Below are 19,661 nucleotides of genomic sequence, written 5' to 3' on the forward strand. Positions count from 1 at the left end.
AAAAAATTCTACCTGACGAATACCGTCTTGATGTTGGTAAATTCTCTTATGCCCTGAACGGAAAGTTCACGGCCGTACCCGCTGTCTTTAATCCCTCCAAAGGGCAGCCTGGGATCCGACTGGACCATGGAATTTACAAAACAGGAGCCAGCCTCGATCTCACTGGAAGCGATCCTGGTGCCACGCTCTATATCCCGGGTAAAAACCGCAGAACCCAGGCCGAACCTGGTCCTGTTGGCCAGCTCTATGGCTTCTTTTTCATCATTAGCGCTTATGACGGCCGCTGCAGGCCCGAAAAGTTCCTCCTCAAAAGCCGGCATGCCAGGCTTTACACCGGAAAGAACAGTACCTGGATACCAGAATCCGGGACCTTCGGGAATATATCCCCCAAGCTCAAGCCTTGCTCCCTGCCCCATGGAACGTTCCACCTGGCCGTGCAGTTCCCGGCGCAGGTCTTCCCTGGCCATGGGCCCAAGGGTGCAGTCATCATGCATGGGATCTGCCATGTTCGCCCGGGCCATTTCCTGCAGAAACAGATCCATAAAATCGTCGTAGACCTTTTGCACCACAATGATCCTCTTGGCTGCTATACATGTCTGCCCGTTGTTCATGAGCCTGCTTGCGGCGCATGTCCGGGCTGCAAGCTCCAGGTCCGCGTCCTCCAGGACCAAGTAAGGATCACTGCCTCCGAGCTCCAGCACGGTCTTCTTGAGCATGCTTCCGGCGCGCTCTGCTATTGCCCTGCCGGCGCTCACGCTTCCTGTAAGGGTGGCCCCTCTGACGCGCCCGTCTCCCAGGATTTCCAGGGCCTGCTCCTTGTTGATGAACAGGTTTGAGAAAACTCCCCTGGGTAGACCCGCCTGCAAAAGGACCTTTTCAACCTCGGCAGCGCATCCGGGTACGTTGGCCGCATGCTTGAGCAGGCAGGTATTGCCGGCCATGAGCGCGGGTACAGCGAAACGCAGAACCTGCCAGAAAGGAAAATTCCAGGGCATCACAGCAAGCACAGGCCCCAGGGGATTGTAAGTCACAAAGCTTCTGCCGCTATCCACTTTTATCTCTTCATCTGATAAATAACCTGCGCCATGTTCTGCATAAAAATCACAGAGCCGGGCACACTTGTCTATTTCTCCCCTGGCCGCGGCTATGGGCTTGCCCATTTCCCTGGTAATAATATCTGCATATTTCTTACTGTTCTGTCTCAATATCTCCCCAACAGCACCTACAAGCCCTGCACGGCATTCATACCCCGTCTCCCGCCACTGAAGGTACGCCTGGAAACTTTCCTCCAGGGCACTCTCAAGTTCCCGGGAACCTATGCAGGCTACACTTTGCAGCTCTTCTCCAGTGGCAGGGTTTACAGCCTTATATCCCATATGAATCTATCCTTTATAAGTTGATGTTCAGCCCTGTTCCTGGCCGCCCTGACTCTCTTTGCTTTACAGCCAGGTCACCCCCCAATCCCCCAATCCCTCAATTCCCCAATCCCTCAATCCCTCAATCCCCCAATCCCCCAACCCCCCAATTCCCCAATTCCCCAATACCCCAATCCCTCAATTCCCCAATCCCTCAATTCCCCAATCCCTCAATCCAAATCTCCCCGAGGCAGACTGGCCAGGCAAGCCACGCCGCCTTTGGAGACTGGGTAGAGCATTATATTTCCCTTGACCTTCTGGGCCACCACCCTGGATATGGGCAGGCCCAGTCCGGTGCCCATGGCCCGGGTGGAAAAAAAGGGCGTAAACAGGGTCTCCATTTCATCTGTACCAGAGAGTTTACCTGTATTGAATATCTCCACCAGAACATACATGGAGGTTCCCGGATCCAGTGAGGTCTGCACGCTTATGACCGGATTCTCTGTATCTACTGCCTCAAAGGCGTTGGCCAGCAGGTGCCTGAACATGAGGCGGTACTCATCAGGGTTGCCCAGCACCTGTTTGGCCATGGGAGCAAAACCGGTCTGCAGGTCCAGGTTGTCCACCGGATAGCGATTACTGCACTCATCCAGGACTTGTTGCAGCATTTCCTGCAGGAAAACAGGGCTCCATTCCGACTGGCGGTGAAAAACTTCGTTGTAGCTGCTTACATCCCGAACCATCTTCTCCATGCGCCTGGACTCGGCCAGAATGGTGTCGTAGGTTTCATGGGCCGCCCCGGCAGTGACTTCCTTGCTGCGCTTGAGGCGCATGATGCTGCCCCCGATGACGGTAATGGGATTTCTGATCTGGTGGGCGATACCCCTTATAACTTCGCTGTCGCACTGAAAGGTGTTGGCTAAAAAAGCCTCGGTTTCAATGAGCAGACACAGATCCAGGGCCTTTTCTACCGCCTCCATGGCTTCCGCCATATCCTCCTGTGCGATGCTTCTGCTGATGGCCTGATTGCAGAATCTCCTGGCAAGGCAGTATCCAAGGTTTACAAACCTGTGATCCAGGTTGATGCGCACATGGGTTATCCCACTGTTCCACATCCAGCCCACCAGGTGTTCATCAAAATCCCTGGTCAGTATGCTCTCAAACCACCTCTTCCATATTCCCTGCAGCTGTCCTGGATATTCCTGAACCTCAAGATAAGGCCTGGTCTCTTCAACCCCCCTGAAAAACTCCTCGAAATACACGGCAAAATCCTCTTTGTGCTCTGCAATTACATGACCGTGCTTTTTGAGAAGCTCTTGAGTCTTGGCATCAAAACCTATCTGTTCCTTGAAATAAAGAAGTCTTTCCAGTGGAACCTGTTTACGCATAATAATCGCCCCGAGTTACATTTCTGAATACATCAGTCCTGCCAAATCTTCAGCAGCACCTGAAAATTGCCTGCCTGGCAAGAATTTCCTGCCTCAAGAGCATCCTCCTGTAAAGTGCTTGGACCCAAAAACCTGCAAGGCCTGTTTCATTGCCGCAAAAGCCCGCATTGACCAGGGCAGCAAGTAATGGTACTTTAAAAATTATCAGTTTGCCCCGGGCCTGGCGGTTCTGCCAGGCAGGCCTAAATACCCGCACCTGTGACCATTATTACTATGAACAGCAGTACCAACGACGAGCACGTAAGGCCTCACACTCTTGACCAGTTTGTAGGCCAGGAGGATGTACGCTCCAACCTCAAGGTCTACCTCGGAGCTGCCCTGGAAAGAGGGCTGCATCTGGATCACACCCTGCTTTACGGCAACCCCGGACTGGGCAAGACCACCATGGCCAGGATTCTGGCCGGAGAACTGGGGGTGAATATTGTCTGCACCACCGGACCGGTTCTGGAGAGAAGCGCTGATCTGGCTGCCATTCTGACCAACCTGAGCAGAAATGATGTCCTGTTCATCGATGAAATACACCGCATGCCGGCCACAGTAGAAGAAATTCTCTACCCTGCCCTGGAGGATTTCAAGCTGGATCTTATCCTGGGTCAGGGACCCGGGGCCAGGACGGTAAAGATCGACCTGGAACCATTCACCCTGGTGGGGGCGACCACCAGGATCGGGCTTTTAACCTCCCCCCTGCGGGACCGCTTCGGGGTCATCTGCAGGCTGGACTTTTATGCCCCTGAGGAACTGGCCACCATAGTGGAACGCTCCGCAAGGATCCTTGGAATCAACATAACCTCTGACGGTGCCCTGGAAATCGGCAGACGTTCCAGGGGCACCCCGCGAATAGCCAACCGCCTGCTTCGAAGGGTGCATGATTTTGCAGTGGTGGGCAGGCAGGAGGTCATCGACTCTCAGGTGGCATCCAGGGCACTCAAGCGCATGGATGTTGATCCCCTGGGCCTGGACCAGATGGATCGCAAGATCCTGGACTGCATCATCCGCCAATTCGCAGGCGGTCCTGTGGGAGTCAAGACAGTAGCTGTGGCCTGTTCAGAAGAAGTCCGCACCCTGGAAGACATTTACGAACCGTATCTCATCCAGTGCGGATTTTTAAAACGCACCCCCAGGGGCAGAGTGGCCACTCCCAGGGCATACGAACACCTCAACCTACCGGTTTGAAGAAAAAAAGCCCTGCTACAACACTTAGAAGTAACCATTCAGGGGGGTAGGTACCGGCCAGGGGGACAGTCCCCTGGCCTAATGCCATGAGTAACCACCGAGGACCCCCTGAATGGTTACACTTAGAAAATGGGTTGCTTGTTAAGTCAGGGAAAGGCACAATAAATGCCTTTGCTCCCTGCCCTGTCTCCATCTCTTCCCACTCCCATACTCCCACACACCCATACTCCCATACGTTCTTCCCCATGCCCCATGCCCTATGCCCCTACCACATCCGGATCCGACCCGAAGCCCAGGACTCTAACGCCTGCATCCAGTCGCGCATGAATGTGCTCAGGACCTCACCCTGGGCGGCCATATCCGCCACTTCCAGGTAGGATACCAGGCGCACGGCTACCACCAGCAAAAAGACCCCCGGACAGACAATAATGGCCGCTTTGTTGCGCAGGGGATGTGCACTGCGGGCTATCCGCAGCAGAAGCAGAACCGCAAGTACCAGAAAAATTACAAACAGGGCTCCGGGCATTATCAGGTGATCCGGCATGAACACCTCCCTGCCGGCAAAATACAACCAGATGCAGGTCAATGGGGAAACGACCGCAAAAAAGATCCCGCACCTGGATACATATCCCAGGACAAAGCGGTAATAATCCCTGCCGAAGTCATCCAGGTTGCGCCGGTATAAAAGGTATAAAAGACCCGCTGCTGATCCTGCGGCAATGGAAAGCAGGTACACCTGGACCAGGACTGGCCAGAACATGGAATCCGCCTGGGGATATACCGGGGACAGGGGGTCAAGCTCCCTCCACACGGCCCATAAAAGAATTCCGGCAAAGAGCATGCAGGCTGTCCCCCCAACAGAGCCCACCAGCAGATGCAGCCACTTGACGCGAGCCAGCCAGTTCCAGCACAGGGTGAAAAAACCGAAAAAAACCAGGGCCACAAAGCAGATATATAAACCCGACTCCCAGAAAACATGGTGCTCCAGCCACATATCCGCTTCAGGCCCGTAGTAATAGCTGGCCCCAAGAAGCCCGGCACAGGCCAGGGACGTGGATATAATAAAAAGAAGCCCCAGTCTGGCTATCTGCCTGGCCATCTTGAACATGAAAACCTTCTTCCGCGCTATTCCACTCAGGTATCCAAGCAGAGACAGAACAGGCACCCCGGTAAAACAAGCCAGGTTAAAAAAAAGCGCTGCTGCAGGAAGAATATCGTTTATGGATATGAAAATTTGCATGAAAATTCTCCAGTAAAATGCATTGCACGGTCAATAGCGTTCAACCGGGCGGATTTTGCCCCAAAAGTACTTTACTGGCAAGGATATAAATCCGGGCCTTTAAACTCCTTGAAAAACCCGGGTGGTTGAAGTAACCTGTAAATTACATATCCTGAAACTTAAAACTGCAATCAGGAGAAAGAAATGACCTTCAGACTGCTGCTGCTTTTTCCTGCCCTGTTGCTGGTGGCGGGGTGCTCATCAGCCAAGCGCTACCCCCCGGAGGAAATGCATGATATCAGTGACAGGCTCTCGAGTCTGGAACAAAAAGTTCAGGAACATGACCAGGAAATAAGTAACCTGCAGACAGGGCTTGGCAACCTGAGACAGGATACTGAAAATATGCGCAGGCAGACCGCCCTGCGAATCATGGACCTGGAAATGCAGCTTGAACGGGAAGATTTTGTACCGGGCCCCGGGCCTGAAAACCTGGAGCCGGAACCAGTGGAAGAACCACCTGATCCACCACCTGCACCAGAAAAAAATGAAAAAGAGCCTGACAAGCCGGCGTCTGAAGCTAAGCAACTCTACAACCAGGCCCTGGAACTGTATTTTGACGAACAGGCCGAACAGGCCAGGCAGGCCTTCAGGGAATTCATAGACACGTATCCGGAACACCCCCTGGCTCCAAATGCCTGGTACTGGCTGGCTGAAACTTTTTACATGGAAAAAGAATACCCCCAGTCCATCCTGACCTTCAGGCAGGTGCTGGAGCACTTCCCTGAGGATCCCAAGGCACCGGATGCCCTGCTCAAAATAGGCTATGCCTACAAGAGACTCGAGGACAAAAGAAATGCCCGGTTTTACCTGGGGGTACTACTGGAGGACTACCCGGAAAGCAGCGCAGCGGACAAGGCCAGGGAAACACTTGATTCCCTTTAAGGGCGGTGGTGTGGGTATTATCTATCCTGATTAATCAGCGTAGTTCCAATTTTTCTTGTTTTTTTATGACAGGGTTTCAAGAGTAAGTCACCAAGGCAGCCAAGTGCTCAAATTTTCCAGAGAAGACGAAATATGGGCCTGTCTGGCACTCTCCAAGACCAGAAGTCTGGGATGCAAGACCTGGCAGAAAATCCTGGAGGTTTTTCGCTCCCCGGCCCAGGCCCTGGCCAACAGCAGTCACTGGGCCGAGATGGGGCTGGTGAGTTCATCTCAGGCCGGCATCTTTAATTCCGGTCAGTGGAAGTCCGAGGCCCAGCGTGAGTTTGAACGTATCCAGTCCGGACAGGAACAGGTACTGATATGGTCTGACTCCGAATATCCCGAACATTTACGGCATATTGCCGGGCCTCCTGTTTTGCTGTATTATCTCGGTGATATCTCCTTAGCTAAAAGTCCTTCTCTGGCGGTAGTGGGTTCCAGAAACAGCTCTGCCTACGGCCGGGAAATGACATCGAAAATCTGCAGGGAGCTTTCAGAAAAAGGAATAACCATAGTCTCAGGATTCGCCGAAGGCATAGACCGCGAAGCTCACAGGGCGGCCCTGAGCGCTCCAGGCAGCACCGTAGCCGTGCTGGGCACCGGCATAGACCTTATCTACCCGGCCATCAACCAGGATCTGTGGACGCATATCAGGGACCACGGCCTGATACTTTCGGAATTTCCCAGGGGAACCAGGCCGGATGCGCATAATTTCCCCTATCGCAACCGCATCATCAGCGGGCTCTCCCTGGGGGTGCTGGTAATGCAGGCGGAAATAAAAAGCGGCAGCATGCTCACAGCCGGCTATGCCCTGGACCACAACAGGGAAGTCTTTGCCCTGCCCGGACAGGTGAATCTACCCGGTTTTAGCGGGTGCAATCAGCTTATCCGCCAGGGGGCCATACTGGTAAGAACCGCCCAGGACATCCTGGAGGCCCTTCAGCTTGGACTGAAAAACCACCTGCAGCAGGAAAATGATAATGAAATGTCTGCACCAGTTCCTGCTGAACCGGCTCTTCCCGGTGATCTGACCAGCGAAGAAAAGGCCGTTGCCGGGGAACTTATAAACCGGGAGCGCACGCACATAGATGACCTCTCACAGTGCCTGGATCTGAGCCCTTCCAGCATCAGCCGGATCCTGGTAAACCTTGAGATACGGGGCATGGTCAGAAGAGAGCCCGGGATGTACTATAAATTTGTTCAAAACTGACGCGGGCTATGCCGCAGCCCGGTTATCTGTTATTTGTTCATTGTTGATGGGGTAAGGCAGTTAATTCAAGCTTTTGGTCTTAAGCAGTTAACACTACAGCGAAACTGTAATCATTCAGGGGGTCCTCGGTATTGATTGCTGGCAATCGCCACCGAGACTAGACTTCAGGCGTTACTCCCCAACCGTGAGCGGCAAAGCCGCCCGCTCGCCCTGTGAAACAAACTTTTGTCTCCGCGCAGCGGGTTTCACCGGGGTGAGCAACGAAGTTGCCCGTGCCAAAAAAAACTTCTTCTCTGGCACGGGAAGCCTTCAGGCTTCACACGGGTGCTCCGCACACACGGTTTTGAAGAACATAGATCCCCACAGGGCATTGCCCGCCTGGCAGATAGGCAAATTGGCATATCTCCCCCTGAAGGGTTACGCGAAACTTATGATTAACCTCCGGGGACTGTCCCCAACTGAGATACCATACTGTATTTTATAAGTTTCGCTGTAGTGTTAACAAATAACTATTAACTGATAACACTACAGCGAAACTTATTTATTCACCTCCGGGGACTGGCTCTTTTGCCGCCGAATTTTTGAAGCATTTGCAAATTAGCAACCGGCAAAAGTGCCTGTCCCCGATTTAGACAGGTTGAAAAGTTTTATAAGTTTCGCTGTAGTGATAACAATTTCTTGTTTTTTATGACAAAGTTTCACCAGTAAGCGCTATTTAAGCACAACAGGGAATCAGATTGCAAAAAATACCTCTCAAGATGGCCGCTGCAGGCATGGTCCTGGAAAAACCCGTGGTCAGGGACAACGGCCAGGTCCTGGTGGGTGCCGGCACGGAACTGACTGAATCCCTTCTGGAACGGCTGGAAAGAATGGAAGTGGAGTGGGTCACAGTGCAGGGCAACCCAGTAAACATGGAAGGCCTGGGAACAAGCTCGTACCAGGACCGCATCAGGGCCCTGGACAGGATCTTCAGGCAGCACGAGCAGGATCCCTGGATGATGAAAATGAAAAAATTCCTGCGGGGATACTTCAAGCGCAAGGCTGCACAGCAGACCTCCCAGGGGCCTGCAAAAGACACTGAAACAGAGCAGAACTGATCTGCCGGGGCCAACATGCAGGACCTTTATCTGGAAAAAAAGAACAGAATCCTTTCGGTCAAGGATCTGCCTACGCTGCCTATTGTTCTGGACGAAGTTACTGAACTGGTGCAGGACCCCAGTTCCTCCACCGACCAGATAGCCAAAGTGATTTCCAAGGACCAGGTTTTGTCGGCCAAGGTCCTGAAAATGGTCAACTCCCCTATTTACGGTTTTCCCCGCCGCATAGGCACCATCCAGCACGCCCTGGTTCTTCTGGGGTTCAATGTGATCCGGGGACTTATTATCAGCACCTCGGTATTCGACATAATGGCCAAAAACATGATGGGACTCTGGGAACACAGCCTGGGGTGCGCCACGGCCTGCGCCGGGATAGCCAAGCAGGCCGGACTCAAGGACCCGGAAGAGTATTCAGTGGCCGGTCTCCTGCATGACCTGGGCAAACTGGTAAGCATTATCCAGCTGCCGGAAATAAAGGAAGAGGTGGACGCCCTGGTCCTGGAAAAAGATATTACCTATTACCAGGCTGAAAGGGAAGTCATGGGTTTTGCTCACGACCGCATCAACGCCTGGCTCGCGGATCACTGGAACCTGCCCCTGCGGCTGCGCGAAGGCCTGGTCTGGCATCACCGGCCCAAGTCAGCCCAGCATTACCCGGATGTAGCCTGCGTTGTACACCTGGGAGACTTTCTATCCAGGATTTTCCAGGTGGGCAACAGCGGAGACGACCAGGTCAACTACCTGGACAAGTATATATTCAAGGTGCTCAACCTGCGCCAGGAAGACCTGGAAAAGTCACTTGATCACCTGGACCGCGAACTGGTTGAACTCACAGGGTTCATCCCGGATTAGGCCTGAAGGAACCCCCATGCCCAAAACTGAAAGCCATATTTTCCTTATTTCCTCGGATGCAGAACTTTATACCACCCTCAAGTCCATCTGCTCCCATGCCCAGTGGACGGTTTTTGAACGTGGCCGGGGGGCCATCGAGCTTCTTTTCAACAGCCCGCCTGATTTATTGATAGTAGACAACAAGATGCCGGACCTGCAAGGCACGGAACTTATCAGGATATTCAAGAGCGAAAATGTCTACCGCCAGGTTCCGGTGGTCCTCTGCCTGGACCGCGAAGAAGTTGACGCAGGACCGGACCTGGCCGCCCTGGAGGTGGACGATTTCCTGGTAAAGCCGCTGGATCCCGGTGAAAGCAGGCTCAGGCTGGAGCTTATCATGGCCAGGGCATCCTGGGAACTGGATGCCAACCCCCTGACCAAGCTCCCGGGCAATACCTCCATCATCCAAAAGATCCAGGACATGCTGGACAGGCAACAGGAGTTCGCCCTGGCCTATGCTGACCTGGACAACTTCAAGTCTTTCAACGACAAGTACGGCTTTTCCAGGGGGGACGAAGTCCTCATGATGACCGCCCGGGTGATTGTAAACACCATCCGGGCCTTTGCCGGCATGGAGTCCTTTGTGGGTCACGTGGGAGGCGACGACTTTGTTTTCATTGTCCCCCCGGACAAGGCCGAAAGCGTCTGCTCCATGCTGGTACAGAATTTCGACGGCATCGTGCCCAACTTTTACGACCCCGAAGACCTGAAGCAGGGAGGAATTCATTCCACCACCCGGGATGGCAAGGCAAGTTTTTTCCCCTTGATGGCCGTATCCATAGCCGTGGTTTTCAACAAAAAAGGCGAACTTACTCACTACGGAGAGGCCTCGGAAAAGGCCATGAACCTGAAAAGCATAGCCAAGAAAGAACCTGGAAGCTCCTATGTCCTGGATCGCAGACAGCCTGCCTGATGAAGCAACGGCATTTCTGGCCCATCTGGATGTGGAAAAGGGGTTCTCCGGGGCAACCCTGCAGGCTTATTCCAAAGACCTGTTGCAGTGGGAAGAATTTCTGCAGACCAGAAACAAGACCTGCGCCAGCCCTCAGGATATTGTCCGGGCGGACGTGCACGCCTTTCTGGTACAAATGCACAAACTGAACCTTTCCAAGTCCTCCATGGCCCGAAAGCTTTCCTCCCTGCGAACTTTTTTCCGTTTCCTGCAAAAACAGAAAATCATCCAGCAAAACCCCTGCACCGGGGTCCGCAATCCCAAACAGGAAAAACCCCAGCCCGGGGTTCTGAACGTGGACCAGGCCCTGGAAATGGTCCAGGCCCAACTGGAACCAAGCCCCAGAAACACAAGGGACCTGGCCCTGGCCGAGGTGCTCTACGGTTCCGGGCTGCGCGTAAGCGAGGCCCTGAGCCTGGACCTGGACGACGTGGACCAGGGCCAGAGCCTAGTGCGTGTCCAGGGCAAGGGACGCAAGGAAAGGCTGGCCTTTCTCACCCGGCCCGGGCTGGAGAGACTCAGCCAGTACATTGCCCTGCGCCACGCCTTTGAGCCTGATCTCCGGGAAAAGGCCCTCTTCCTGGGCATGCGGGGGGGGCGTCTGCACCGCCGGGAGGCGGTCAGGATCATCCAGCGCCTGGGACAGATATTTGCCAGGGCCCAAGGCGTAAGCCCCCACACTCTGCGGCACAGTTTTGCCACGCATATGCTTCAGGCAGGTGCGGACCTGCGCATTGTTCAGGAACTTCTGGGGCACAGCCGCATTTCCACCACCCAGCGCTACACCCATTTAAACCTGGACCAGGTCATGCAGACTTATGACAAGGCCCATCCCCTGGCCCGGGAAAAAGACAAAAATCAGGACGGCTGAGAAAGGCTTGATTCCAGGCATGAAAATTACTAAATGGACGAAACTGCCGGTAACGGTCAAAAAAAATAAAAAGGCAGAACCCCATGACTCCAGTGGATTTCTCGGAACAGGAAAGAGAAGTGCTTCGAATTGTTCAGGCCGACCTGCCCGACACCCAGTCACCTTTTGCCGACATAGCCGCCATGGCAGGCATATCGGAGCAAGAGGTCCTGGATCTGTTGCAGAATCTCAAAGAGCGGGGCATTATCCGCAGATTCGGGGCTACCCTGAGGCACCAGCAGGCCGGATACGGTCACAACGCCATGGTGGCCTGGTACGTTGACGATACCATGGATATACGGCATGTAGGAAAAATCATGTCCAGGCGCTCGGAAATAACTCACTGCTACGAGCGGGCAAGCTGCATGGACTGGCCTTACAACCTGTACACCATGGTCCACGGGCGCAGCCCGGAGCACTGCACCCGGGTGGTTTATGAACTGGCCCGGGAAACCGGTGTGGAACAGTATGAAATGCTTTTCAGCTACAAAGAGCTTAAAAAAACCTCCATGAGCTATTTTTAAGTTTTTCCGGCCTTAAACCAAATCATCAAACAACATCGAGGTTATTTATGAGTATTTCCCAGGATCTTTTCAATACCGCCAGAGAATTGATTCCCGGCGGCGTCAACAGCCCGGTACGCGCCGGGAGTGTGGGCATGCACCCCCTGTTCATTGCCAGGGCCCAGGGTGCTTACATGTATAGCCAGGAAGGAGACCCCTATATCGATTATGTTATGTCCTGGGGTCCCATGATCCTGGGCCACAACCATCCCCGGGTACGCAAGGCCCTGGAGGATGCCCTGCAAAACGGCACCAGCTTCGGAGCCCCCTGCAAGCCCGAAATAGATCTGGCTCAAGAAATTATTGATGCCCTGCCGGGCGTGGAAATGGTGCGCATGGTCAATTCCGGAACCGAGGCCACCATGTCCGCCCTGCGTCTGGCCCGGGGATATACCGGCAGATCCAGGGTGATAAAATTTACCGGGTGCTTCCATGGCCACGTGGACGCCTTTCTGGCCAGCGCAGGATCAGGAGCGGTGAGCATTCCCGGCACTCCCGGGGTGCCGGATGAGGTGGTGGCCCAGACCCTGCTGGCGGATTACAACAACCTGGAACAGGTCCAGGAGCTGTTTACCAGATACGGCTCAGACATTGCAGCCATTTTTGTGGAGCCCGCTGCCGGTAATATGGGACTTGTTCCTCCTCAGCCTGGATTTCTTGAGGGGCTGCGCAGGCTGGCGGATGAGTATGGCGCGCTTTTGGTCTTCGACGAGGTGATCACCGGCTTCAGGCTCTCCTATTCCGGTGCCCAGGGCTATTATAACGTGATCCCGGACCTTACCTGCCTGGGCAAGATCATTGGAGGTGGACTCCCTGTCGGGGCCTACGGAGGCAAGCGTGAAATCATGAACAAAATCGCCCCGGCTGGAGAGGTTTATCAGGCCGGGACCCTGGCCGGGAACCCTCTGGCCATGACCGCCGGACTGACAACCCTGCAGGCCCTCAAAGAGCATGATTATAACTACTTAGAGGAGAAAACCAGTGAACTGGCTCAAAAGCTCAAAGAGGTTCTGGCAGAAAAAGGGCTGCCGGTTCAGCTCAATCTTCTGGGTTCCCTGTTTACACTGTTTTTCACCCCGGATCCGGTTACGGACCTGACATCGGCCAAAAAATCCGATCAGGAACTTTTCCGCAAATTCTACACCGGGATGCGGGAACAGGGTATTTACCTGGCTCCTCTCAACTATGAGTGCGCTTTCAATTCATTCGCCCACGGCCCCAAAGAGTGGGAAAAGACCCTGGAGTCCGCCAAAAACCTCAAGTTCTAAAAATAACAAACACCCAATACTTTTCTTGACAGGGTAACGGTTAGAGTATATTAACTTAACCAGGTTGTGCTGTTTTGAACAATGTTAAAGGTATAAGGAGGTGTTGGAAATTATGAGAAAATCCATGGTGATCGGTATGATCTGTGCTTTTTTTGTGGGCTTCGTGCTGCTGCCCAGCCTCTACGCCGGACTGACGGAACGACATGAGAGACTGGACCAGGACATGGAGTACGAGTTCGGCTCATATGCTGACGAATGGCTGCTCTATGCTCCCGAGGAGTACGGCGAAATGAGAGAGGCCCCGTCACCCTTTTCCCACACTGTTCATGGAGATTTTGACTGCGGCGAATGCCACCATGACGAAGAAGGGGAACCCTGGGACGGCACATACGAAATCAAGGGATGCATGAGCGAGGGCTGTCACGACATGGCCGTGGCTGAAGAGCCCCAGGACAGAAGAGACATCAGGTACTTCTACAAGGCCTATCATGACCTGTGCATGACCGGCTGCCACCGCGACCTGGCCAGGGCCGGAGAAGAGTCCGGGCCTACAGCATGTCCCGAGTGTCATCCAAAGGATTAACTTTTGATCCAAAACGTTTTGTAAAAAGGGGGGAGCCAGGCTCTCCCCTTTTTTTATTCCCTGTCTTCACCTTCAAATATGCGGCCTTCTGCCTCAAAGCAAAATCAGGCTGCTTTATCAGCTCATCACCTTGAAACTCTTGCCTTCACCAGCCATGTCCAGTATGGTAAACAGGCAATCGACGATAAAATCTTGTCCTTTGGACCATTAGAGGATACCTGCATTTTTTCGTTTCATCACACCACAAGCAGGGCGAAAGGCCGGCCCAAGGCGGTGCATATGGCTCAAAAGCAAAAAAAATCCCAGGACGAAGAAATCATTGATCTGACCGAAGTCATCGAAGAGGGTAACCCTGAAATGGCCCCCCCTCCCAAAGACAGGGAGCAGGAATCAGACGATGATTTTGATGACGACTTAAAAGACCTGTTCGACAGCCTGGGCTCTGATGATGAACAGGACGACCAGGACAGCGATCTGGACAAGGAATTCGAGGACCTGTTCAAGGAACACAGTGAACAGGAAACCGGTTCAAAAGAAAAAGCCGGAGAAGAAGAGTCCGAGGCCGACGATTTTCTGGAAGAGCTGATGCAGGAAACAGGCGGTTCCTCTGAGAAAGATGCGGACAAAACCGGCTCCCGGCAGGAAGATCCCGACCTGGAAGATCTTTTTGGAGACGAGGACTTTGAACAGGAGAGTGCAGAAAAGACCCAAACTGAAGATGAACCTCCTTTAGAGCCAGAACCTTCCCTTAAGGAGGATATGCCCCAGGAGAGTGAAAAGCAGGCCGAAACAGACTTTGAGCCTGAACCTGAAGCACCCCCTGCTGAACCACCTGAGGAAGACCTGGAGCCGGCAGAAAAGCCGGAAGCTGAATCCCCGGCAGATGAACCCGCCGACCAAGCCGCTCCTGCCCGGGAAACAGGTGAAGTGGACAAATCAGCTCCAAGCGGAGTGGAACATCTGGCCCAGCAGATGGAAAACATGGAAGAACGTATGGACAAGCTCCAGGCACAGATGGATCTTGCAGAAGAAGAGTTTGCAGGCCGGGTCCTGCAGACCCTGGAAGAAAAGGGCTCTCAGCTTGGCTTTATCCAGGAAATGATCCCCGGGATTGTGAATCAGGCCGTAGAAAAGGGCGAGGAAAAAATCCAGGAAAAACTGGATGAACTCAAGGAAGGCGAGCTTCAGGACATACTTTCCAGGCTTGCTCTGCTTGAAGAAAAGGTAGCCGGAATACAACTGCCCGATATTCAGGAACTGCAGGACAAGCTGGAACAGAAGATTGACCAAAAGATTCAAAACGCCCTGTCAGAGCAAAAAGAAGGTCCGGAACAGGACTTTGAAGCCCTGAAACAGGAACTGCATCAGGAACTGGAAAACAAAATCCAGGAATCACTCCCGGATACAGAAGACAGCGCCGCCAAAAAAAACACTGAACAGCTGCAGCAGGAGATGGACTCCCTGCGTCAAAATGAGCTGCAGGATCTAAACTCAAGGATGAAAAACCTTGAGGATCAGGTGGGCAGCCTGGACACCCCGGATGTCGAATCCATCAAAAACGAACTGGAACAAAAAATAAATCAGGCCCTTGATGCTGTTAATAACCCGCAGCAAGAGCAGCCTGATCTCTCCGGACTGAAAGAAGAAGTGGTGCAAAGTGTTGAAGGCCGCATCCAGGAACTTGTATCCACCTGGCAGAATGAAAAAAAGTCCCTGGCTGCAGAACTTGAAAACGCCCTGACTTTCTGGGGCAGGATGCAGGAGAAACTTACCGAATTAAGCCAGGACATAGGCGAACTAAAGGACAGGGAAAGACAGCCGGACCCTGAACTGCAGGAAAAACTCGATTCCCTCTACCAGGACTCCGTGAGCAGAGAAGATCTGCGCCACCTGGCCTCGCAGCTCAGGCACGAACTTGAGGAACATGTGCAGAAGCAGGTCCCTGCAGCAGCCGCCCGGGTAATCCGCGATGAAATAATGGCCATGCTCCAGGAGGACCAGGAGCAGGAATAATCATATTTTTTAACAACCAAAAAGGGGGAGGGCTTTGCGGGTTTTTCCCCTTTTCACCGCCCGGTTTGTGTTTTGACTGGTCAAACCATTTCCCCGCCGGGCGGTTTTTTTAAGCTCATTTTAAAAAAACGAGGCAGGAATGGATCAGGCGGAAAAGCAGGCAGTGCAGGTAACCAAGGAGATAGTGGTGAAATTCATAGAAGTGGGGCGTATTTCCCCGGGCAATTTTCATGAATTCTTCTCCCCCATCTATAAAGAAGTTCTGGACACCATCAGGAGCAAACAGGAACAAAACGGGCAGAAAGAGGAAGAGTCCGCCTCATGACCGATTCCCGGCACAGCCGGAAAGTAGCCGGCTTATTCAGCAGCATAGCCCCCTGGTATGACTTTCTGAACCATTTTCTAAGCCTGGGGCAGGATTTTTACTGGCGTCGCAGGCTTGCAGGACACATTCGCCTGGCTGACCAAGGCACTGCTGCAGACCTGGCCGCCGGCACCATGGATGTTACTAAGGAAATCCTGCGCCATAACCCCGGCAGCCAGGTGCTTGCCCTGGATTACACCAGGCCCATGCTGGTCAGAGGGCAGCACAAGCTGGAGAAATACAGGCAGGATTTTTTACCTGTCCAGGCTGACGGCCGTTATTTGCCCCTGCCTGATGCAAGCGTACACTGCGTCAGCATAGCCTTTGGAATCCGCAACATTGTACCGCGTATCCAGGCCTGCAAAGAAATCCTTAGAGTACTAAGGCCCGGCGGCAGGCTCTGTATCCTGGAGTTCGGCACAGGAAAAAAAAGAATCTGGGGCGGGGTGTACAATTTCTATCTGTCCCGGGTACTGCCCCTGCTGGGCCGGCTTATCTCCAGGGATAGAGAGGCTTACACCTATCTGGCCCAAACCATCGCCGGTTTTCCGGATGAGGACAGGCTCTCCCGGGAACTTAAACAGGCCGGATTTTCCAGGATTTTTTACTACCCCATGTGCTCCGGGATAGTATACGTTCACGTGGCCCAGAAACCCGGTCCCTGATCCTGCGAGGTTACTTGCTGGTGGCTGAAGTTGCGCAGGGCTAAAAACTCTGTCCCAGAAAAATAACCAGCACCCCAAGCACAAGTCCGGTAAAGCCCAGGCGGCGAAGATTGGATGGACTCTGCTGGGCCAGAGTGCTCAGGATACCGGGCATTCTTTCCGCAAACAGAAAATAGGGGATGCTTTCCAGAATGAAAGCCAGACCCAGGGCACTTAAAAATAGAGTCAGATCGAATTGCATGGGTTAAAACATATACTTTTTGTCCGGCAAAGTCCACCAGACAACCCTGGCGGAATGGCAGATCCGGATTTATGTAGAGGAGGCAGGCCTGCATTCTGAAACTGTCTTAACTGCCTTGACGATGGTACGCACCGCATGATTCTTTTTACCGCCGCAACCCTGAAGGAACTCAAGCACTTCTGCAGCAGCATGTCCGGGTTTGATTTTCAGGGCAGCACAGGGCATTGTACCTGGAGAAAACACACCCGCATGCTTCTTTTAACCTGCGGCGTAGGCCCTTTGAATGCAGCCCTGGGTCTACAGAGTTTTCTGGCGGCGCATCCGCAAACAGACATGGTCATAAACACAGGCATAGCCGGCAGCTATGACCTGGACCTGCTTCCCATAGGTTCTGTCTGCGTGGCTTCAGCCGAGATCTGGCCTGAATACGGAATCCGCACCGGACCCGGACCGGCGGACCCGGAACTTCTGGGATTTCCTTTAAGCGGCCAGGATACAAGCCCTGTCTGGAACAGGATTGAGCTTGATCCACGGCAGATGTCCAATTATGGTGATGTCTTTAATGAGACGTTGCCTGCAGGCTGGACCGCGGCAGCCTCGCTCACTGTGGCCGGAGTCAGCGGAACTTTGGAAGTCGCCCGGGAGCTTGCCGGGACCTTCAACGCCGGCATGGAAAACATGGAGGGCTTTGCTCTGGCCTATGTCTGCAGGAACAAAAAAATTCCTTTTTCAGAAGTAAGAACCATCTCCAACCTGGCCGGCTCCAGAAACAGCCGGGACTGGAATTTCAGGGATGCTTTCAGCTCCCTGGCCAGACTGCCTGCACAGATGTTCAAAAATGGATGAACCGGGATGCCTGAAATAAGAACCTTGAACGTGGCCATATCTCCCTGTCCCAATGATACTTTTATTTTCGGGGCCTGGATTCTGGGTCTTGTTCCGGACCTGGAGGGATGCAGGAGCAGATTTGCCTGGAGGGATGTGGACCTTTTAAACCAGTGGGCCCGGAAAAACTACTGCAGCCTTGTCAAGGTGTCCGCCGGCCAGGCCCTGGACCTGCAGGATGAGTATTTTATACTGTCCAGCGGTGCAGCCTTTGGCCTGAGCCATGGACCAAAACTCGTGGCCCGCAGAGGCCTAAAAACCAGACCAGGTGTTATCGCCGTACCCGGACTGCAGACCACTGCCTGCAGTCTGCTTAAAGCTGCCCTGGATTATGATTTTGAGGCCCTGCCCATGCCTTTTGATCAAATCGTTAATTGCCTGGAGCAGGGCCATGTGGATGCAGGACTCCTGATCCACGAAACTGCCCTGATCTACCAGCAATACCACCTGGAGCTGCTTCTGGACCTGGGCTCGTGGTGGGGGGAAGAAGCAGGAGATCTGCCCCTTCCCCTGGGTTGCATCATCATGCGCAAAGACCTGGGCCAGGCCCTGAAAGACCGCGTAGAGGAACAGATCCGCTGCAGCCTGGACACGGCCCGGCAAAGACAGCCTGAACTGATGCCCCTGATCTCGCATCTGGCTCAGGAAATGGACACTGATGTCATTGACAGACACATCAGGGCCTATGTCAACCAGTACAGCCGGGATATGGGCCGACCGGGCAAAGAGGCCCTGCAAAAGCTGCAGCAATTGAAGACATCCATGTCCGACCCGTCAGACAGGTCAGACACGTCAGACAAGTCAGACAAGTCGGACACATCAGACAAACTCCGACAAAACCCCCTAAACCCAACACACTCAAATAAATGAGCAAACTAAGCGACTTCTTCAGCCGGGAACTTCCCCGGATAAACGCTACCCTGGAGCAGGAACTGGCTCAGCTGAACCCTCTGGTCAAGGAAGTGGGTGAACACATCCTGTTATCAGGCGGCAAGCGGCTTCGTCCCATGCTGACCATACTCACAGCCAGATGCCTGGGCTATCAGGATCAGGATATCTATCCCCTGGCCTGCTCCCTGGAATTCTTGCATTCCGCGACACTTATCCACGACGATATCCTGGACAGTGCCGACACCCGCAGGGGACAGACCGCCTGTCATCTGGCCTTCGGGCTGCACCGCACAGTGCTGGCCGGGGACGCCCTGCTGGCCCTGGCCAACCTTATCGTGGCCAGATACGATATCCCGGCCATGAATTACTGCGTGGCCCAGGCCATTATGCGCACTGCCACCGGAGAGGTGGAGGAAATAGCCCAGATCCGCAGCCCCAGGCCGGACAGAACAGCCTACCTGGAGATTATCCAGGGCAAAACAGCAGATCTTATCCGGGCCGCCTGCAGCTGCGGGGCCATGCTGGCCCGGGCCGACCAGGAAAGACTCGACCATGCCGACAGTTTCGGATTTAATGTAGGCATGGCCTTTCAACTGGTGGACGACGCCCTGGATTATGCAGCCGATCATGAACTCCTGGGAAAACCTCTGGGAGGCGACCTCAGGGAAGGCAAGATTACTTTACCCCTGATACTTTATCTGCAGACCCTGCAGAAAGATCAGCAGGGTGAAATTCTGCACAAAATGGCCCATGACCTCCTTTGCGACCATGAGATGCAGCAGATCATCGGTCAAATCCAGGAAATGGGCCTGGACACAAAGGTCCGGGAAGAGGCAGGCAAATACCTGCAGCTGGCCGGGCAGGCCCTTGAGTCTTTCCCGGATGCACCGGAGAAGTACCTTTTGCAGGAAATCGTTGAAGTGGTCAGAAGCAGGAAGTTTTAATATAAGGA

Annotated in this window: 20 protein-coding genes; 16 read left to right on the forward strand and 4 right to left on the reverse strand. The window is 53.6% G+C overall.

Annotated elements, in window-relative coordinates; all coding sequences use genetic code 11:
* Positions 1-8 precede the first annotated feature (8 nt).
* Both DTHIO_RS12205 and DTHIO_RS12210 read right to left on the reverse strand, forming a co-directional pair.
* Positions 9-1,376: an NAD-dependent succinate-semialdehyde dehydrogenase gene (locus tag DTHIO_RS12205; RefSeq protein WP_008870580.1), complete on the reverse strand. Its 1,368-nt coding sequence runs from the start codon at positions 1,374-1,376 to the stop codon at positions 9-11.
* A gap of 209 nt (positions 1,377-1,585) precedes the next feature.
* Positions 1,586-2,743, reverse strand: coding sequence for a protoglobin domain-containing protein (locus DTHIO_RS12210; protein ID WP_008870581.1), 1,158 nt, complete (start codon positions 2,741-2,743; stop codon positions 1,586-1,588).
* Between the two features lie 273 nt (positions 2,744-3,016).
* On the opposite strand from DTHIO_RS12210, the gene ruvB reads away from it, so the two are divergent.
* Positions 3,017-3,976, forward strand: coding sequence for a Holliday junction branch migration DNA helicase RuvB (ruvB, locus tag DTHIO_RS12220; protein WP_008870582.1), 960 nt, complete (start codon positions 3,017-3,019; stop codon positions 3,974-3,976).
* A gap of 265 nt (positions 3,977-4,241) precedes the next feature.
* Here ruvB and DTHIO_RS12225 read toward each other — a convergent pair whose 3' ends face one another.
* On the reverse strand, positions 4,242-5,216 hold the full coding sequence (locus DTHIO_RS12225) for a hypothetical protein (RefSeq protein ID WP_008870583.1): 975 nt from the start codon (positions 5,214-5,216) through the stop codon (positions 4,242-4,244).
* Positions 5,217-5,399: 183 nt separating this feature from the next.
* Between DTHIO_RS12225 and ybgF the strand changes: the two genes are divergently transcribed.
* The 12 genes from ybgF (at position 5,400) to DTHIO_RS12285 (ending at position 16,692) form a co-directional block, all read left to right on the forward strand.
* Complete coding sequence (ybgF, locus tag DTHIO_RS19885) at positions 5,400-6,137, forward strand: tol-pal system protein YbgF (protein WP_008870584.1); 738 nt, start codon at positions 5,400-5,402, stop codon at positions 6,135-6,137.
* 103 nt (positions 6,138-6,240) lie between these two features.
* Positions 6,241-7,386, forward strand: coding sequence for a DNA-processing protein DprA (dprA, locus tag DTHIO_RS12235; protein WP_008870585.1), 1,146 nt, complete (start codon positions 6,241-6,243; stop codon positions 7,384-7,386).
* 737 nt (positions 7,387-8,123) lie between these two features.
* Entirely contained in the window at positions 8,124-8,483 is a 360-nt protein-coding gene (locus DTHIO_RS12240; protein ID WP_008870586.1) for a hypothetical protein, read from the forward strand.
* A 15-nt stretch (positions 8,484-8,498) separates the two neighbouring features.
* Positions 8,499-9,335, forward strand: a complete 837-nt coding sequence (locus tag DTHIO_RS12245) for an HDOD domain-containing protein (RefSeq protein WP_008870587.1) — start codon at positions 8,499-8,501, stop codon at positions 9,333-9,335.
* A 16-nt stretch (positions 9,336-9,351) separates the two neighbouring features.
* Positions 9,352-10,287, forward strand: coding sequence for a GGDEF domain-containing protein (locus tag DTHIO_RS12250; protein ID WP_008870588.1), 936 nt, complete (start codon positions 9,352-9,354; stop codon positions 10,285-10,287).
* The gene (locus tag DTHIO_RS12255) at positions 10,259-11,197 is read left to right on the forward strand and encodes a tyrosine recombinase XerC (protein WP_008870589.1); all 939 of its coding nucleotides are present in this window, start codon (positions 10,259-10,261) and stop codon (positions 11,195-11,197) included. The genes DTHIO_RS12250 and DTHIO_RS12255 overlap by 29 nt, the downstream gene beginning before the upstream one ends.
* Before the next feature lie 83 nt (positions 11,198-11,280).
* Positions 11,281-11,760, forward strand: coding sequence for a siroheme decarboxylase subunit beta (gene ahbB / locus DTHIO_RS12260; RefSeq protein WP_008870590.1), 480 nt, complete (start codon positions 11,281-11,283; stop codon positions 11,758-11,760).
* 47 nt (positions 11,761-11,807) lie between these two features.
* A complete protein-coding gene (hemL, locus tag DTHIO_RS12265; RefSeq protein WP_008870591.1) occupies positions 11,808-13,067 on the forward strand; it encodes a glutamate-1-semialdehyde 2,1-aminomutase in 1,260 nt (419 codons plus the stop codon).
* A 112-nt stretch (positions 13,068-13,179) separates the two neighbouring features.
* A complete protein-coding gene (locus tag DTHIO_RS12270; protein WP_008870592.1) occupies positions 13,180-13,650 on the forward strand; it encodes a cytochrome c3 family protein in 471 nt (156 codons plus the stop codon).
* 279 nt (positions 13,651-13,929) lie between these two features.
* Positions 13,930-15,663 (forward strand): coiled-coil domain-containing protein, encoded by a 1,734-nt coding sequence (locus DTHIO_RS12275; RefSeq protein WP_008870593.1) that lies wholly within the window; start codon positions 13,930-13,932, stop codon positions 15,661-15,663.
* Positions 15,664-15,802: 139 nt separating this feature from the next.
* Positions 15,803-15,988 (forward strand): hypothetical protein, encoded by a 186-nt coding sequence (locus DTHIO_RS12280; RefSeq protein ID WP_008870594.1) that lies wholly within the window; start codon positions 15,803-15,805, stop codon positions 15,986-15,988.
* A complete protein-coding gene (locus tag DTHIO_RS12285; protein WP_008870595.1) occupies positions 15,985-16,692 on the forward strand; it encodes a ubiquinone/menaquinone biosynthesis methyltransferase in 708 nt (235 codons plus the stop codon). Before DTHIO_RS12280 ends, DTHIO_RS12285 begins: the two co-directional genes overlap by 4 nt.
* A gap of 40 nt (positions 16,693-16,732) precedes the next feature.
* On the opposite strand, the gene DTHIO_RS12290 is transcribed toward DTHIO_RS12285, so the two are convergent.
* Positions 16,733-16,933 carry a DUF2065 domain-containing protein gene (locus DTHIO_RS12290; RefSeq protein ID WP_008870596.1) on the reverse strand — a complete coding sequence of 67 codons (201 nt, stop codon included), beginning with the start codon at positions 16,931-16,933 and terminating at the stop codon, positions 16,733-16,735.
* A gap of 135 nt (positions 16,934-17,068) precedes the next feature.
* Here DTHIO_RS12290 and mqnB point away from each other — a divergent pair, with 135 nt between their 5' ends.
* The 3 genes from mqnB to DTHIO_RS12305 are packed head-to-tail and all read left to right on the forward strand — an operon-like array spanning position 17,069 to position 19,653.
* Positions 17,069-17,779 (forward strand): futalosine hydrolase, encoded by a 711-nt coding sequence (mqnB, locus tag DTHIO_RS12295; RefSeq protein ID WP_008870597.1) that lies wholly within the window; start codon positions 17,069-17,071, stop codon positions 17,777-17,779.
* Positions 17,780-17,785: 6 nt separating this feature from the next.
* A complete protein-coding gene (locus DTHIO_RS12300; RefSeq protein ID WP_008870598.1) occupies positions 17,786-18,688 on the forward strand; it encodes a 1,4-dihydroxy-6-naphtoate synthase in 903 nt (300 codons plus the stop codon).
* On the forward strand, positions 18,685-19,653 hold the full coding sequence (locus tag DTHIO_RS12305; protein ID WP_008870599.1) for a polyprenyl synthetase family protein: 969 nt from the start codon (positions 18,685-18,687) through the stop codon (positions 19,651-19,653). The genes DTHIO_RS12300 and DTHIO_RS12305 overlap by 4 nt, the downstream gene beginning before the upstream one ends.
* Positions 19,654-19,661: the final 8 nt, after the last annotated feature.

The organism is Desulfonatronospira thiodismutans ASO3-1 (assembly GCF_000174435.1).
GTDB lineage: Bacteria > Desulfobacterota > Desulfovibrionia > Desulfovibrionales > Desulfonatronovibrionaceae > Desulfonatronospira > Desulfonatronospira thiodismutans.